Raw genomic sequence first — 15,555 nt, forward strand, 5'->3', positions numbered from 1 at the left:
GGTGCCTATGCTCAATCAAGAACTGGAACTCAGTTTAAACATGGCTTTCGCCAGAGCGCGCGAGCACCGACATGAGTTTATGACCGTCGAGCACTTGTTACTGGCGTTGCTCAGTAACCCATCGGCCCGCGAAGCGCTGGAAGCGTGTTCTGTGGACCTGGTGGCGCTTCGTCAGGAACTCGAAGCCTTCATTGAACAAACCACTCCCGTATTACCTGAAAGCGAAGAAGAGCGCGACACGCAGCCAACGCTGAGTTTTCAGCGTGTGCTGCAACGTGCTGTCTTCCATGTTCAGTCCTCGGGGCGTAATGAAGTGACTGGCGCCAATGTGCTGGTTGCCATCTTCAGCGAACAAGAGTCTCAGGCGGCTTACCTGCTGCGCAAGCACGAAGTCAGTCGTCTGGATGTGGTGAATTTTATTTCACATGGCACGCGCAAAGACGAACCAAGTCAGTCTTCTGACTCTGGTAATCAGCCAAATAGCGAAGAGCAAGCTGGCGGGGAGGACCGTATGGAGAACTTCACCACTAATCTTAACCAGCTCGCTCGCGTGGGTGGGATTGACCCGCTCATTGGCCGAGAAAAAGAGCTGGAGCGAGCCATTCAGGTACTGTGCCGCCGCCGTAAAAACAACCCGCTGCTGGTGGGTGAGTCTGGTGTCGGTAAAACCGCGATTGCCGAAGGTCTGGCCTGGCGTATTGTCCAGGGCGATGTACCGGAAGTCATGGCCGATTGCACGCTTTACTCACTCGATATCGGCTCGTTGCTGGCGGGCACCAAATACCGCGGTGATTTTGAAAAACGCTTTAAAGCGCTGCTGAAACAGCTGGAACAGGATACCAACAGCATTCTGTTTATCGATGAGATCCACACCATTATCGGTGCGGGTGCGGCATCTGGCGGCCAGGTGGATGCGGCAAACCTGATCAAACCGCTGCTTTCCAGCGGCAAGATCCGCGTGATTGGCTCAACCACCTATCAGGAATTCAGTAATATTTTCGAGAAAGACCGTGCATTAGCGCGTCGCTTCCAGAAAATCGATATTACGGAACCGTCGGTGGAAGAGACCGTGCAGATCATCAACGGGCTGAAACCGAAGTACGAAGCACACCATGACGTTCGCTACACCGCAAAAGCCGTGCGTGCAGCGGTGGAGCTGGCGGTGAAATACATCAACGATCGTCACCTGCCGGACAAAGCGATTGACGTGATCGATGAAGCGGGTGCGCGGGCGCGTCTGATGCCGGTCAGCAAGCGTAAGAAAACCGTTAACGTGGCGGATATCGAATCCGTTGTGGCTCGCATTGCGCGGATCCCCGAGAAGAGCGTTTCGCAAAGCGATCGCGATACGCTGAAAAATCTGGGCAACCGACTGAAAATGCTGGTCTTCGGACAGGATAAAGCCATTGAGGCGCTGACTGAAGCCATCAAAATGAGCCGGGCTGGCCTGGGTCATGAACACAAACCGGTCGGTTCATTCCTGTTTGCCGGCCCGACCGGTGTCGGGAAAACCGAAGTCACGGTGCAGCTGTCCAAAGCGCTGGGCATTGAACTGCTGCGGTTTGATATGTCCGAGTATATGGAACGCCATACCGTCAGTCGTTTGATTGGTGCGCCTCCAGGATACGTCGGTTATGACCAGGGTGGCTTGCTGACGGATGCGGTCATTAAGCATCCGCATGCGGTGCTGTTGCTGGATGAAATTGAAAAAGCGCACCCGGATGTCTTTAACCTGCTGCTGCAGGTGATGGACAACGGTACCTTGACCGACAATAACGGGCGCAAAGCGGATTTCCGCAACGTGGTGCTGGTGATGACCACCAACGCCGGGGTGCGTGAAACCGAGCGTAAATCGATTGGGCTGATTCATCAGGACAACAGTACTGATGCGATGGGCGAAATCAAAAAAGTGTTTACGCCGGAATTCCGTAACCGCCTCGACAACATCATCTGGTTCGATCACCTCTCAACCGAGGTTATCCATCAGGTTGTTGATAAATTTATTGTCGAACTGCAGGTGCAGCTGGATCAGAAAGGCGTCTCTCTGGAAGTGAGTCAGGAAGCCCGTGACTGGCTGGCGGAGAAAGGCTATGACCGTGCAATGGGCGCACGTCCGATGACGCGTGTGGTCCAGGACAACCTGAAAAAACCATTGGCCAACGAGCTGCTGTTTGGCTCACTGGTTGATGGCGGACAGGTGACCGTTGCGCTGGATAAAGAGAAAAATGAGCTGACCTATGGCTTCCAGAGTGCGCAAAAGCACAAGCCAGAAGCTGCACATTAACCTCGTATCACATAACAGACCGGGCGTAATGCCCGGTTTTTTTTCGCCTGATGCCAGAGAACAGGTGAATTACAGGCAAAAAATAAGCCTGCGTAAGGGAGATTACGCAGGCTAAGGAGGTGGTTCCTGGTACAGCTAGCATTTATGGGTTATGTTTTTCAGCGAAACGGATAATACCCTTATTGAGCGAAGCGGTATGTGATCGATTTCTAAGAATCTTCCGAACGCTGAAAATAACCGTAATTCTCTATTTCTCGTGCGGGTTGCGCGTGGACTCACCGGCAAAATTACGCATTAACAAGGCATAATTCAGATCGATATCCTCCGGGACTGGCATCCAGACGGTGTAGCCATCGCCCGGTGCCACCGGCATTGCTTCACCTTTGGCATTTTCCATCTGCTCAAGCGTGAAATTGACGTTACCCTGTGGGGTCATCAGCTCCAGGCTGTCACCGACGGTGAATTTATTCTTCACGATAACAGCGGCCAGTTCACCTTTACGCTCGCCGGTGAATTCACCAACAAACTGCTGGCGCTCCGAAACGGAGAAACCGTATTCGTAGTTCTGATAATCGTCGTGCGTGTGGCGACGCAGGAAACCTTCGGTATAACCACGATGCGCCAGACCTTCCAGCGTTTCCAGCAGCTGTGGATCGAATGGTTTACCGGCTGCGGCATCATCAATCGCTTTACGATACACCTGCGCGGTGCGCGCGCAGTAGTAATAGGACTTGGTGCGGCCTTCGATTTTCAGCGAGTGCACACCCATCTGGGTCAGACGCTCAACGTGGGCAATGGCGCGTAAGTCTTTGGAGTTCATGATGTAGGTGCCGTGCTCGTCTTCAAACGCGGTCATATATTCGCCCGGACGCTGGGCTTCTTCTATCATAAACACTTTGTCCGTCGGCGCGCCAATTCCCAGCGTCGGCTCAACGTTTTGTACCGGGATGGGCTCGTACTTGTGCACGATATTCCCCACCACGTCTTCTTTGCCTTCCTGCACGTTGTATTCCCAGCGGCAGGCATTGGTGCAGGTACCCTGGTTCGGGTCACGCTTGTTGATGTAGCCGGAGAGCAGGCAGCGGCCGGAGTAGGCCATGCACAATGCACCGTGAACGAAGATTTCAAGTTCCATATCCGGTACCTGAGTGCGGATCTCTTCAATTTCTTCCAGCGACAGTTCGCGGGACAGGATCACGCGGGTCAGCCCCATCTGTTTCCAGAACTTCACCGTTGCCCAGTTTACGGCGTTCGCCTGAACGGACAGGTGAATATCCATCTCCGGGAAGTTTTCCCGCACCAGCATAATCAGACCCGGATCGGACATGATTAATGCATCCGGCCCCATTTCCACTACCGGCTTCAGGTCACGAATGAAGGTTTTCAGCTTGGCATTGTGCGGGGCAATGTTGACCACCACATAGAATTTTTTACCCAGTTCATGGGCTTCATTGATGCCGAGCTGTAAGTTTTCATGGTTGAATTCGTTGTTGCGTACGCGCAGGGAGTAACGCGGCTGGCCCGCATAGACGGCATCTGCACCATAGGCAAAAGCGTAACGCATGTTCTTCAGCGTTCCCGCCGGGGAAAGGAGTTCCGGTTTAAACATAATTTTCTCGTTCTGATGACAGGTCAGACTCGCCTCACTTAATGAAGCGGTTAGGGGAGTGCCCCCATATTAAGGGCGGGCATTGTAGCGCTGCGGGGAAGGCAGGTAAAGAAAAACGCCGGGCGACAGCGTTACGTTACCCGGCTGAGCGAGTAATTATCAGGTCTTATCTTTTATCGTCTGACTTACACCATTGGTCTTAACTGAAGCAATACCGGTCTCGCGCGACTGTTCATTCGCATACAATTGGCTGCTACCAATAATCTGGTGGTTTGCAGCTTTCAGATTAAAATGTAATTTGCCATTGGCTGCTGTTTTTTTCTCATAACGCTCGCCCAGAGGGCTGTTAGCCTGGACAGATGCGATCCCTTTTTCTGCAGCGCCTCTTGTCGTGTAAAGCTCACTGGTAAGGATTGTTTCTCCGTTTCCAGCTTTAAGAACAAAGCGGTACTGATCATCGCTACTCTTACTTAATTCAAACCAACCAGCCATATGAACTCCTTGATTAAAAGTTTTATATCAAACAGTTATTGACGACAGTGTTACCACAAAGAGTATGAGCGATATTTGGAGAGTTGCTAGTCACCAGGGCTCCACGAAGCTGCGGGACCCTGGAGGGGGAGTGTTTATGCAATTCGGCAGGCATCGGCTTCCCAGCGATACCCCACACCGTACACCGCGCGGATAAATGACTGCTCGGCGTCCAGTGACTCCAGCTTGCGGCGTAGGTTCTTGATATGGCTGTCGATGGTGCGATCGGTGACGACGCGATAATCATCGTAGAGGTGATTAAGCAACTGTTCGCGGGAGAACACTTTTCCCGGCTCATGCGACAGCGTTTTCAGCAAGCGGAATTCCGCAGGGGTTAAGTCGAGCATCTTCCCACGCCAGGATGCCTGGAAACGGCCTTCATCGACGATGAGCGGGCTGGCGGCATCCAGCTGCTGCAGTTCGCGCAGAGGTTTGCAGCGACGCAGGATCGTCTTCACACGGGCTACAACTTCGCGTGGACTGTAGGGTTTACAAATGTAGTCATCGGCACCGATTTCCAGCCCCAACAGGCGGTCAATCTCTTCGATTTTGGCGGTAACCATCATGATGGGCACTTCCGAGAATCGACGAATTTCCCGGCACAGGGTCAGGCCATCGGTGCCTGGCAGCATCAGATCCAGCAAAATCAGATCGGGTGGCGTCTGGCGCACGTAAGGTAATACCAAATCACCGTGGCTGATGAGCGTCGGGGCATAGCTTGCGGCGCGCAGGTAGTCGATAAGCAGTTGTCCCAGCTTGGGTTCATCTTCCACGATCAGGATCCGCGGCGTGTTTTCATCAATGGGTAACTCAGTCATACATCTCTCTGTAAATCGCGTTCCAGCGGTAACTCTACTGTAATGCTAACCCCGCCAAAAGGCGAATGGGCGGCACGGATATGCCCATTATGCGCCTCGACGATATTGACGCAAATCGCCAGACCCAGGCCGGAGCCTCCGCTGGCGCGGTTCCGGGAACCTTCTGTGCGGTAAAATCGTTCAAACAGCTTTTGTAGCTGGTCGTCACTCACGCCGGGAGCCGAATCCGCGAAGGTTAACAACACCATACGTTCACGTTGTTCAGCGCTGATATGCAGCCCACCGCCGCTGTCGGTATAGCGCAGACTGTTTTCCAGCAGGTTATTAAACAGTTGCATCAGCCGGTCTCTGTCGCCAAACACCGTCATGCTGTCCGGTAGCGAGAGTTGTATCGTGAGTCCGCGGCTGGCAAAGCGTTCACGAAACGCGCCGCTTGCCACTTCCAGCAGGGGGATCAGATCCAACGAGGTTTTTTGGTAGGCCAGGGCGCCTTCATCAGACATGGAGAGCTGATGGAGATCGTCCACCAGCTTGGTCAGCGTGCCCACTTCGGCCTGTAGTGACGTCACGGAATCCGGGGTGAACTGGCGAACACCATCCTGAATCGCTTCCAGCTCACCGCGCAATACCGCCAGCGGCGTGCGCAGTTCGTGAGAAATATCGGCCATAAAATCACGGCGCATCTGCTGGTTCTTTTCCAGCGTACTGGCGAGTTGGTTGAAATCCTGCGCCAGTTTACCCAGCTCATCCGTACTGGTCGGCGCAACGCGGGTGGTGAAATCACCTGCTGCCAGTTTGTGCGTGCCTTCCACCAGCCGTTTGACCGGGGCCAGCAGGCTGCGCGCCAGCGTAAATGTTGCCAGCGCTGCCAGGATCGTGGAGAGCGCAACGATCAGCCAACTCGAACGTCTTTGCTGCATGTCGAAATTAATATCTGTATTACGCGTTAAGCGCTCGACGGGGGAGGCGATCACGGCGCCCACTTCGATCCCATTAACCTTGATTGGGCGGCGTGTGCCGTCGCCGGGTACCGGCCCGCGCGGGCCGACCAGTACGCGGGCGTTTTGGTCGACGACCCAAAACTGGGTGCGCCAGCCGTGCGGCGGCATGCCTGGACCCGCTTTATCATCGTCATTGTCGTGTTCAAAAGATCGCAGAATTTGAAAAACAAACCGGTCATTGTTGCGTAAAAATCGCCAGTTGCCGTGCTGCTGATACTGTTCGCCCAGCGCGTCGCTGAGCATTTGCAGGCGCTGTTCGTTACCGTGCTTGATGTAGTCAATAAATCCGCGTTCGAAGCTGACACGTACGGCCCAGTGCATACTGATCAGCAACACAATGCAGGTGGTGAAAATCGCCAGAAACAGTTTGCCGGTGATACCGGGTCGCCAGAACGTCATCAGTTGCTCCTTTTGCGCCGTGAAATCACCGCGTTGGTTTGCGTGTCGTTCGGCACGCGGGCAAAAATAATGGCAGGCAGCGCAATAATGAGCGCAATACACAGCCAGGTGTACATAAAGACGGTATGCGTGGTGCCGCTGTCGATGGCGATATGCTGTTGACCAAACATGCCCAACAGCAGGCCGGCGATGGTCACCCCGATACTCATCGATAGCTGCATGGTCATCGACAGCAGGCTGTTTCCGCTGCTGGCGAGATCGTCAGGCAGGTCTTTTAACGTCAGGGTATTCATCGATGAAAAACGGGTGGAGTTGACCATTCCTTGTAAGAACAGCACGAAGGGCAGGGCGTAATACCAGCCGAGCAGCGCGGTAGCCATCAGCAGCAGGCTGACCAGCGACAGGCCAAGCGTAGTGGCAACCAGTACCCGACGGTAGCCGAACCGGTTAACGACCTGTACCACAATGCGCTTCATACCCATGCTGCCCAGCACCATCGGGATCATCATCAGTCCGGCATGAAAGGGCGAAAATCCCAGCCCAATCTGCAAAAATACCGGCGTCATAAACGGCAACATACCGCTGCCTATGCGCCCGGCAAAACTGCCAAACAGGCCTAGCGAGAAAGTCGGCGTACGAAACAGATGCAGACTGAACAGTGCGCGCGGGTTGTTTCTGGCGTGCTTGATATATAACAGGATCGCCAGTACGCCACAGATAACCAGCGCCGCCAGCGTAATGTCAGAGATCCCACTGCCTTTGCTGCCATCCAGCGCCAGCGTCAGTACCGCCATGCCAACGGCCAGCAGCATGAATCCTGAAAGATCGAAGCGTCGGGTTTGCATGGTGTAGTTGGGCATCAGCATTAATGTGGCAATTGCCCCGACGATACCAACCGGAATGTTAATCAGGAAAATCCAGTGCCAGGACGCGTACTCTACCAGAATGCCGCCTAACGCCGGACCGAGCAACGGGCCAATTTGACCCGGCAAGGTGACGAAGGTCATCGCCGCCATATACTGCTCGCGTGGGACAATTTTCATCACCGTTAGCCTGCCGACGGGCACCATCATCGCGCCGCCGACGCCCTGTAATACACGGGCCATAATCAGCTCATTGAGCGTGCTGGACCAGGCGCAAAACAGCGATCCCAGCGTGAACAGAATGATGGCGGTGAAGAAAATATTACGCACGCCAATCTTGTCCGCCAGCCAGCCGCTGGCGGGCAGCATCACCGCTACGGTTAATACATATGACACAATGACCATATGCATATGCAATGGGCTTTCCCCGAGGCTTTTGGCCATCGAGGGAAGCGCGGTGTTGACGATGGTGGTATCCAGCGATTGCATAAAAAAGCCAAATGCCACAATCCAAAGCTGCCAGCGGGTGCTGTCGGGAAGTTCTGTCATAATTCTGCTACCGGGTTGCTGTTTTTACGCGAAAAACGCACTCGCAGACGGTCGAAAAAGAGATACACCACCGGTGTGGTGTACAACGTCAGGAGCTGACTCACTACCAGCCCGCCGACAATGGTTATCCCCAACGGCTGGCGCAGTTCAGAGCCATCGCCTGCCGATAACACCAACGGCAGCGCGCCAAAGAGTGCCGCCAGCGTGGTCATCATTATTGGGCGAAAACGCAGCAGGCAGGCCTGGAAAATCGCCTCTTCCGGTGTCAGTTTGCCGTTTCTCTGCGCATCCAGCGCAAAATCGACCATCATGATGGCGTTTTTCTTCACAATGCCAATTAATAGCATGATCCCTATCAGGGCGATTAGGCTGAACGGGGCATTGAACAGCTCCAGCGCCAGCAGCGCACCGACGCCGGCAGAAGGCAGCGTTGAGAGGATGGTCAGCGGATGAACGTAGCTTTCATACAACATGCCCAGCACGATGTAGACCGTCGCGATGGCGGCGATAATCAGGATCACCTGTGAGTTCATGGTGTCCTGAAAAACCTGCGCCGTTCCGGCGAAACTGCCGCGCACCGTTGAGGGAACGCCAAGTTGGGTCATGGTTCTGTTAATGGCTTCTGTTGCCTCAGAAAGCGAAGCACCGGTCGGCAGGTTAAACGATACGGTTGAGGCGGCAGACAGCCCCTGATGGTTCACCGACAGCGGGGCATTCGCCGGTTGCCATTTGGCAAAATACGATAACGGGATAGCCTTTCCGTCGCTATTAATGACGAACATCTTATCCAGCGCGCTGATGTCCTGGGTGTAGCGCGGGTCGACCTCCATCACCACTTTGTACTGGTTCATCGGCTGGTAGATGGTCGATATTTGCCGCTGACCAAAGGCATTATTCAGCAGGCTGTTGGCGGCCTCAACGTCGATCCCCAGACGTGACATGGTGTCACGATCGTAGGTCAGATTCATCTCTGCGCCGTTATCCTGCTGATCGGAATTGACGTCAGCCAGTTGGGGCAGGGCGGCTAGCGCTTTACGGATTTTTGGTTCCCATTCCCGCAGTGCGGCAAGGTCATCCGACAGCAGCGTGTACTGATAGCTGGCGTTGGCCTGACGCCCGCCGACGCGAATATCCTGCACTGCCATCAGAAACAGGTTTGCCCCCGGCTCTTTGGCTAACTTGATGCGCAGCCTGTCGATCACCTGCTGAGCAGTTTGCTGGCGTTCATCACGCGGCTTGAGGGTAATAAACATCATCCCGCTGTTGACGCGGGAGCCGCCGGTAAAACCGGTGACGTTATCCACCGCGGGATCGTCACGAATGATCTTCATAAAGTCCTGCAATTTCCCGCGCATCGCCTGAAACGAAATGCTCTGGTCGGCCTGGATCCCGCCCATCAGTACTCCGGTGTCCTGCTCCGGGAAGAAGGTTTTGGGGATGGAAATATACAGCCAGATATTCAGCGCAATAGTCGCCAGTAACACGACGCCGACCATCCGCGTATGACGTAATACCCACTGCAGTGAGGTGGCGTAACTCTGCTGCAAAGCGACCAGCACCCGGCCAAATCCTCGCTTACGTGACTGCTCACGTGGGGCGCTGGATTTGAGCATCCAGCCGCACATCATTGGCGTGAGCGTCAGTGAGACCAGCAATGAGATACCGATGGCAACCGACAGGGTCACGGCAAATTCGCGCAGTAGTCGACCCGGCAGGCCACCCATGAGCAGCAACGGCAGGAAGACCGCCACCAGCGACAGGCTCATGGAGAGAACCGTAAAGCCCACTTCGCGCGTACCCTGTAACGCCGCCTGGAGTGGCTTCATTCCCGCTTCCAGGTGACGGGATATATTTTCCAGCACCACAATGGCGTCATCGACCACAAACCCCGTGGCAATGGTCAGCGCCATTAACGACAGGTTGTTCAGGCTGAAACCACACAGATACATGGCGGCAAACGTGCCAATCAGCGAGACCGGAACCGCCACGGCGGGGATCAGCGTCGCGCGACCGGAGCGCAGGAAGACAAACACCACCAGGATAACCAGCGCGACGGAGATAACCAGCGTCTGCTCCACTTCCTCCAGCGACGCCCGAATAGTCGGCGAACGATCCTGGGCAATTTGCAAATCGATGGCGGCCGGGATCAGCGTTTGTAATTCCGGCAGTTTGGCCCGAATGCTGTCCACTGTCTGAATAATATTGGCTTCCGGGAGCTTGCGGATTATCAACAGAATGGCAGGTTTAGCGTTGGTCATCCCGGCGTTACGCACGTCCTGCACTGAGTCAGTAACGGACGCAACGTCACCCAGACGCACGGCGGCACCGTTGTTGTAGTGAATTATCAGCGGTTGATATTCAGACGCGGTTTTGAGCTCGTCGTTGGTTTGCACCTGCCAGCGGCGGGTTTTGTCTTCCAGCGCTCCCTGGGGCTGTCGTACGTTGGCGCTATTGATAGCGCGACGTACGTCGTCCAGCGATACGCCCTGGTTAAACAACGCCTGTGGATTCAGGCCAACGCGCACGGCGGGTAAAGAACTGCCGCCAACGTCCACGTCGCCAACGCCGTCAATTTGCGCAATGGTCTGCGCCAGTTGGGTTGAGGCGAAATCGTACAGTTCACCCTGCGAATACGTATCCGACGTGAGCGTCAGGATCATGATCGGCGCATCGGAAGGGTTAGCCTTCCGGTACGTCGGACGGCTGGGCATTCCGCTGGGTAGCAGGCTTTGCGCGGCGTTAATGGCGGCCTGAACGTCCCGCGCTGCGCCGTTGATGTCGCGATCGAAGTTGAACTCAAGGATAATGCGTGTGCTGCCAAGCGAACTGCTTGAAGTCATTTCGTTCACGCCCGCGATGCGCCCGAGTGAGCGTTCCAGCGGTGTTGCGACGGACGACGCCATGGTTTCGGGGGACGCCCCGGGCAGCGATGCGCTCACCATGATCACCGGAAAATCAACCTGCGGTAGCGGGGCGACCGGTAACAGGCGAAAACCCAGAATACCGCACAGGGTAATGGCGACGGAAATAAGGATGGTCGCCACCGGACGATGAATGAAGAGAGCGAAAAATTTCATTTACGCTTCCTCTTCCTGACGTGGGAAGCGGTTTTTCACATACAGCGACAACCGGTCAAACAGCAGGTAAATCACCGGCGTGGTGAACAGTGTGAGCACCTGGCTTACCAGCAGACCGCCGACCATGCCAATCCCTAATGGGCGGCGCAACTCCGCGCCTACGCCGGTACTTAACATCAGCGGCAACGCTCCCAGCAGCGCCGCCAGCGTGGTCATCAGGATCGGGCGAAAACGCAGCAGACACGCCTGGAAAATGGCGTCGCGCGGCGCCATGCCCTGTTCGCGCTCAGCGGCAAGAGCAAAGTCGATCATCATGATGGCGTTTTTCTTGACGATCCCGATCAGCAAAATAATGCCAATGATCGCGATAACGTCCAGTTCACTGCCGGCAATCATCAGCGCCAGCAGCGCCCCAACGCCCGCCGTTGGCAGCGTGGAGAGAATGGTGATGGGGTGAATAAAGCTTTCATACAACACGCCGAGCACGATATACATCGCGACCACTGCCGCCACAATTAGCCAGATGGTGTTGCCCAGTGCAGCCTGGAAGGCCAGCGTACTGCCCTGGAACTGGGTCGTAATACTTGACGGCAGATTTAGTGTTTTTTCGGCCTGCAGAATCGCGTCTACCGCATTGCCCAGCGACTGGTTGTCCGGCACGTTGAACGAGATAGTCGTGACCGGAAACTGATCGAGATGGTTAATTGACAGCGGGGCAAAACGTTGTTCGACGCTGGCGATGGTGCTCAGTGGTACGATCCCGCCGTCGCTGCTGGTCAGGCGAATGGTGTCCAATGCGGAAAGCCCCGGCGTGCTGGCGGTGTCATGTTCCAGCACCACCCGATACTGGTTTGCCTGGGTGTAGATGGTTGAAATCAACCGTTGCCCGAAGGCGTTATACAGCGCGTTATCGACATCTGCCATACTGATGCCTAAACGGCTGGCGCTGTCACGATTAACATTCACATAGGCTACCAGTCCCTGGTCCTGCCAGTCGCTACTGACATCAGAAAGCTGCGGCAACTGCTGCAGTTTTTCCAGCAGTTGCGGAACCCAGGTACTGAGTGCGTCCAGAGAGGTGGCCTGCAGCGTAAACTGGTACTGTGTCCGGCTCACCTGGGTATCAATCGTCAGGTCCTGGGTCGGCTGAAGATAGAGGTCGACGCCGGGAACGTTATCCACCGCGTTCTGCAAACGTTCAATCACTTTTTGCACGCGGTCATCGCGTTCGTCCAGCGGCTTAAGGTTAATTTGCAGGCGCGCGCTGTTTAGCGCCGGGTTGGTGCCGTCAACGCCGACAAACGAAGTCAGGCTTTCCACCGCCGGATCCTTGAGGATCACATCAGAGACCTGGCGCTGGCGCTGAGCCATGCTGGCAAATGAGCTGGACTGCGGCGCCTGCAGCGTACCCTGAATAATGCCGTTGTCCTGGATTGGGAAGAAGCCTTTTGGAATAAAGACCCACAGCATGATGCTGAGCACCAGCGTGCCGAGTGCGACGCCAAGCGTCAGCCACGGGTGGTTAAGCACTTTTGCCAGCCAGTGACCGTATCCGGCGATGACGCGTTCAAACATTCTCTCCGAGGCGCGGGAAAAGCGGTTTTGCTTACGTAATGACGCCTGGCTGAGCATGCGGGCGCACATCATCGGCGTGAGGGTCAGCGACACCACGGCGGAAATCAGAATCGCGACCGCCAGCGTGACGGCGAGCTCACGGAACAATCGCCCGACGATATCGCCCATAAACAGCAGTGGGATCAATACCGCGATCAGGGAAAACGTCAGGGAGATGATGGTAAAACCAATCTCGCCCGCGCCTTTCAGGGCAGCGGTCAGCGGTTTTTCCCCTTTTTCGATATAGCGCGAGATATTCTCGATAACCACAATGGCGTCATCGACCACAAAACCCGTGGCGATGGTGAGCGCCATCAGCGTCAGGTTATTGATGGAAAAATCGAGAAAAACCATCACCGCAAAGGTGCCAATCAGCGACAGCGGCACGGCGACAGCGGGAATAATCGTTGCCGGAATATTGCGCAGGAACAGGTAAATAATCATCACCACCAGCGCAATCGCCAGCATCAGTTCAAACTGGGTGTCTGAAACGGAAGCGCGGATATTGGTCGTGCGATCCGAAAGTACCGTAACATTGACCGATTTTGGCAGGCTTTCCGTCAGTGCCGGTAGCATCTGGCGAATGCTGTCTGCGGTGGAGATGATATTCGCACCGGGCTGGCGCTGAACGTTCATCACAATGGCTTGCTGCTTATTAGCCCACGCGCCCAGCCAGCTGTTTTCCGCCCCTTGTTCGACGGTGGCGACATCGCCAAGGCGCACCGGCGCACCGTTTTTATAAGCAATAATTAACTGTCGATATTCATCGGCAGACTGCATCTGGTCGTTGGCTGACAGGGTGACGGCGCGCGTTGGGCCGTCAAGGCTGCCTTTTGCTGAATTGACGTTGGCACCGGTGATGGCGGTGCGGATGGTTTCGCTGGTCAGTCCCAGTGCAGCAATGGCCTGAGCGTTAAGTTTGACGCGCACGGCCGGACGTTGCCCGCCTGACAGTGTGACCAGACCCACGCCGGAGACCTGAGAAATTTTCTGCGCCACGCGTGTTTCGACCATATCTTCCACCTGCGTCATTGGCAGGGCGGTAGAGGTGACAGCCAGCGTCATGATCGGCGGATCTGCTGGGTTGACTTTGCTGTATACCGGCGGGTTGGGCAGATCGCCCGGTAATAAATTGGTGGCGGCGTTAATCGCGGCCTGGACTTCCTGTTCGGCGACGTCCAGCGGTAGCGTTAGCTGGAACTGCAATGTCACCACCGATGCGCCCCCGGAGCTTTGCGAGGACATCTGTTTCAGGCCTGACATCTGACCGAACTGGCGCTCAAGCGGGGCGGTAACGGCGGAGGTCATTACATCCGGGCTGGCACCAGGGTAGAGCGTCACCACCTGAATGGTCGGGTAATCCACTTCCGGCAACGCCGCGATGGGCAGAAAGCGATAGCCTATAATCCCGGCGAGTAAAATCGCCACCATCAGCAGCGTGGTGGCGACAGGGCGCAGAATAAACAGGCGCGATGGGCCGCCTGTGTTGCCCGGAGGTAACACCTGCATCAGGAACGCGCTCCTTTTTTGCCGTACTCGCGAGCGGTGGCTTTATCGTCTGCGGCCGTGGCGGTATGCGCCTCTACAACGTCAACTTTTGCCCCTTCCGTCAGGCGGTCAATACCGTCGGTGACGACGCGATCGCCTGCCGACAACCCGGCAGTAATCACCACTTTTTGACTGTCCTGAATACCCGGTTTGACCAGATGTTTACTGACCTTATTCTCTGTATTTAGCACCCAGACAAAGTGACCTTCATTGCCCATTTGCAACGCAGCAGAGGGGATCACGACGGCGTTTTGTTCGGTGTCGACCAGCATACGGGCGTTAACGAACTGGTTCGGGAACAGCGTGTCGTCCTGATTGTTAAAACGGGCTTTCGCCTTGATGGTGCCGGTGGTGACGTCAATCTGGTTGTCCAGACTGAGCAGAATGCCTTCGCTAAGTTTCTGTGAATTGGTGCGATCCCAGGCCTCGACCTTTAGCGGGTTGCCCGATTTTTGCGCCCGTAGCACGGTTGCAATATCATTTTCAGGCAAGGTGAAGATCAGGTCGATGGGATGGGTTTGCGTAATGACGACAATCCCGGTGGTATCTCCGCTGGAGATTTGGTTGCCTACATCGACCTGTTTCAGACCGACGCGCCCATCAACAGGCGCAGTGATGCGACTCCAGTCGAGCTGCAACTGTGCGCTGGCGACGCTGGCCTCATCGGCTTTGATCGTCCCTTGCGTTTCGTTCACCAGCGCCTGCTGTGCGTCCAGTTCCTGGCGAGAGACCAGATTGGTTTTTACCAGTTGTTGATAGCGGGCGAGATCGCGACGGGCATTTGCCAGCGTGGCTTTATCTTTGGCTAACTGTCCCTGCGCCTGGGCCAGAGCGACTTTGAACTGGCTGGGGTCTATCTCTGCCAGCAGATCGCCGGCTTTCACCTGCTGTCCTTCCTGAAAGTGTAACGCGATGAGTTGACCATCGACGCGACTTCGTACCGTTGCGGTGTTAGCCGCAGTCACGGTGCCGAGCCCCGTCAGGTAGCGCGGAACGGCTTCCTCGGTGGCGGTGGCAGCCTGCACGGGAGCCAATGGACCGGAACGCATTCCGCGACGGGCCGAGCCTGCGGCGTGCTGTGCTTGCCCGGTAGCTCCGGGGGCGCTCCCCTGAGATTCACTGCGGCTCTGCCAGAACCAAAATGCGACGATGGCGGCCACGACGATCACGATTGCTATCACCCAGCGGGATTTGTTACTGCCTTTCATTGTTATAAGTTTCTCATCCTGAAACGTTTCGCGGAATGATACTAGTTTAGCCAG

At 55.6% G+C, this 15,555-nt stretch carries 9 protein-coding genes; 1 reads left to right on the forward strand and 8 read right to left on the reverse strand.

Annotated elements, in window-relative coordinates:
* The first annotated feature begins 7 nt into the window (after positions 1–7).
* The gene (gene clpA / locus JQ822_RS13800) at positions 8–2,284 is read left to right on the forward strand and encodes an ATP-dependent Clp protease ATP-binding subunit ClpA (protein WP_135321361.1); all 2,277 of its coding nucleotides are present in this window, start codon (positions 8–10) and stop codon (positions 2,282–2,284) included.
* A 247-nt stretch (positions 2,285–2,531) separates the two neighbouring features.
* Here clpA and trhP read toward each other — a convergent pair whose 3' ends face one another.
* From trhP to JQ822_RS13840, 8 genes are all read right to left on the reverse strand, one after another.
* On the reverse strand, positions 2,532–3,893 hold the full coding sequence (gene trhP / locus JQ822_RS13805) for a prephenate-dependent tRNA uridine(34) hydroxylase TrhP (RefSeq protein ID WP_213133931.1): 1,362 nt from the start codon (positions 3,891–3,893) through the stop codon (positions 2,532–2,534).
* Positions 3,894–4,052: 159 nt separating this feature from the next.
* Positions 4,053–4,385 (reverse strand): YegP family protein, encoded by a 333-nt coding sequence (locus JQ822_RS13810; protein WP_213133932.1) that lies wholly within the window; start codon positions 4,383–4,385, stop codon positions 4,053–4,055.
* 134 nt (positions 4,386–4,519) lie between these two features.
* Entirely contained in the window at positions 4,520–5,242 is a 723-nt protein-coding gene (gene baeR, locus JQ822_RS13815; RefSeq protein ID WP_213133933.1) for an envelope stress response regulator BaeR, read from the reverse strand.
* A complete protein-coding gene (baeS, locus tag JQ822_RS13820; RefSeq protein ID WP_213133934.1) occupies positions 5,239–6,642 on the reverse strand; it encodes an envelope stress sensor histidine kinase BaeS in 1,404 nt (467 codons plus the stop codon). The genes baeR and baeS overlap by 4 nt, the downstream gene beginning before the upstream one ends.
* Complete coding sequence (gene mdtD / locus JQ822_RS13825) at positions 6,642–8,054, reverse strand: MFS transporter (protein ID WP_213133935.1); 1,413 nt, start codon at positions 8,052–8,054, stop codon at positions 6,642–6,644. Before mdtD ends, baeS begins: the two co-directional genes overlap by 1 nt.
* Positions 8,051–11,131, reverse strand: coding sequence for a multidrug efflux RND transporter permease subunit MdtC (gene mdtC / locus JQ822_RS13830; protein WP_213133936.1), 3,081 nt, complete (start codon positions 11,129–11,131; stop codon positions 8,051–8,053). The genes mdtD and mdtC overlap by 4 nt, the downstream gene beginning before the upstream one ends.
* Positions 11,132–14,254, reverse strand: coding sequence for an MdtB/MuxB family multidrug efflux RND transporter permease subunit (locus JQ822_RS13835; protein ID WP_213133937.1), 3,123 nt, complete (start codon positions 14,252–14,254; stop codon positions 11,132–11,134).
* Positions 14,254–15,501 (reverse strand): MdtA/MuxA family multidrug efflux RND transporter periplasmic adaptor subunit, encoded by a 1,248-nt coding sequence (locus tag JQ822_RS13840; RefSeq protein WP_213133938.1) that lies wholly within the window; start codon positions 15,499–15,501, stop codon positions 14,254–14,256. The genes JQ822_RS13835 and JQ822_RS13840 overlap by 1 nt, the downstream gene beginning before the upstream one ends.
* Between the last annotated feature and the right edge of the window lie 54 nt (positions 15,502–15,555).

Source organism: Citrobacter sp. FP75 (assembly GCF_018342065.1).
Taxonomy (GTDB): domain Bacteria; phylum Pseudomonadota; class Gammaproteobacteria; order Enterobacterales; family Enterobacteriaceae; genus Citrobacter.

Bases quoted from the DNA above. Each gene is read 5' to 3' on its own strand.
- clpA (WP_135321361.1), top strand. From the start codon at position 8: ATGCTCAATCAAGAACTGGAACTCAGTTTAAACATGGCTTTCGCCAGA.
- trhP (WP_213133931.1), bottom strand. From the start codon at position 3,893: ATGTTTAAACCGGAACTCCTTTCCCCGGCGGGAACGCTGAAGAACATG.
- JQ822_RS13810 (WP_213133932.1), bottom strand. From the start codon at position 4,385: ATGGCTGGTTGGTTTGAATTAAGTAAGAGTAGCGATGATCAGTACCGC.
- baeR (WP_213133933.1), bottom strand. From the start codon at position 5,242: ATGACTGAGTTACCCATTGATGAAAACACGCCGCGGATCCTGATCGTG.
- baeS (WP_213133934.1), bottom strand. From the start codon at position 6,642: ATGACGTTCTGGCGACCCGGTATCACCGGCAAACTGTTTCTGGCGATT.
- mdtD (WP_213133935.1), bottom strand. From the start codon at position 8,054: ATGACAGAACTTCCCGACAGCACCCGCTGGCAGCTTTGGATTGTGGCA.
- mdtC (WP_213133936.1), bottom strand. From the start codon at position 11,131: ATGAAATTTTTCGCTCTCTTCATTCATCGTCCGGTGGCGACCATCCTT.
- JQ822_RS13835 (WP_213133937.1), bottom strand. From the start codon at position 14,254: ATGCAGGTGTTACCTCCGGGCAACACAGGCGGCCCATCGCGCCTGTTT.
- JQ822_RS13840 (WP_213133938.1), bottom strand. From the start codon at position 15,501: ATGAAAGGCAGTAACAAATCCCGCTGGGTGATAGCAATCGTGATCGTC.